At 28.0% G+C, this 1277-nt stretch carries 1 protein-coding gene and 1 pseudogene; one reads left to right on the top strand and one right to left on the bottom strand.

Annotation, left to right across the window (positions count from 1 at the left end):
- The coding region (locus tag AMN99_RS00225) for a ribonuclease E/G (protein ID WP_179850416.1) at window positions 1-1118 on the top strand (1118 nt) is incomplete at its 5' end.
- Here the strand turns inward: AMN99_RS00225 and AMN99_RS00220 are convergent.
- Window positions 1111-1277 (bottom strand): annotated as a pseudogene (locus AMN99_RS00220) (thiazole synthase); the annotation flags it as partial. The gene AMN99_RS00225 and the pseudogene AMN99_RS00220 sit on opposite strands and share 8 nt — an antisense overlap.

Here is a 1277-nt window from a genome sequence, read left to right as displayed (position 1 = left end):
ATGAAATTGAAATCCCTAAAGAGATGGGTTTAATTGTAAGAACAGCAGGAAGCAACAAAACAAAAAATGAAATCAATAGTGACTTAACAAGTTTAATTAATACTTGGGGACAGATAAAAGATAATGCAATTAATTCTATAGCTCCCTCTTTAATTCATCAAGAAAGCGAAATAATTAAAAGAACTTTAAGAGATATGTACGATGATAGTACTAACCAAATTATTGTTGAAGGAAATGAAGGTTATAAAAAAGCCCAATCTTTTATGAAAACAATGATGCCATCAAGTGTAAAAAAAGTTAAAAAATATAGAGGAAGAACACCACTATTTATTGAGGAAAATATTGAACAAAAATTAAATCAAATTTTTGATTCAGAAATTAAACTCAAATCTGGAGGATATTTAGTTATTAATCCTACAGAAGCACTTGTATCGATAGACATTAACTCTGGTAGCTCAATTAAAGGTAAAAATGTAGAGAGTACAGCCTTAGATACAAATATTGAAGCAGCAGAAGAAATTGCAAGACAGATAAAAATTAGAGATTTATCAGGATTAATAATTATAGACTTCATTGACATGCTTAGTTTTGGCAACCGACGTTTAGTAGAAAGAAAGCTTAAGGAAAAATGTAGATCTGATAGAGCAAGAATTCAAATTGGAAGAATAAGTAATTTTGGCCTTTTAGAGATGTCTAGACAAAGATTGAGAGAAAGTGCTGTTAAATGGAAGGTAACTTTAACAGACGAGTCTTTTGCTCAAAAATTATTAAAAATTGTTGAATTAAAGGCTGTAACTAATAAAGCAAAATTTGTTGAAGTAAAAGTCTGCGAAAAAATTTCAGATTTTCTAAAAGAAAATTTTGTTAATGATTTAACTTACTTTGAAAAAAAGAATAAAATGACAATTGATATCATCAGTGACAATACTCTGATAATTCCAGAATATATTATAAACATTCAGAACAAATCCAAAAAAACTATTGAACTTGTTGAGCATTATGAAAAATTAAAAAACTTAGAAACCCAAAATAAAGAAGATAAGATTTCTCAACAAAAAGAAGTTAAGAAAATTAAAAAAAATTATAAAAAAAAAAAATTTTTTAAAAAGACTAAATAATACCCTTTAGAGGAGAGGAAGGATTTCCCATCAAGGTTTTATCTATTCTTCCTGAGTTGTATGATTGTCTTCCAGCTATAACAGCATTTTTAAATGCTAGAGCCATATCAAATGGTTTTTTTGCTTTCGCGATTGCAGTGTTTACCAATACTCCATCAC

Origin of the sequence: Candidatus Pelagibacter communis (assembly GCF_001180225.1) — a bacterium.
Classification (GTDB): domain Bacteria; phylum Pseudomonadota; class Alphaproteobacteria; order Pelagibacterales; family Pelagibacteraceae; genus Pelagibacter; species Pelagibacter ubique_D.
The sequence above is the reverse complement of the archived record's forward strand: the minus strand, read 5'-3'. Positions and strand labels throughout refer to the sequence as shown.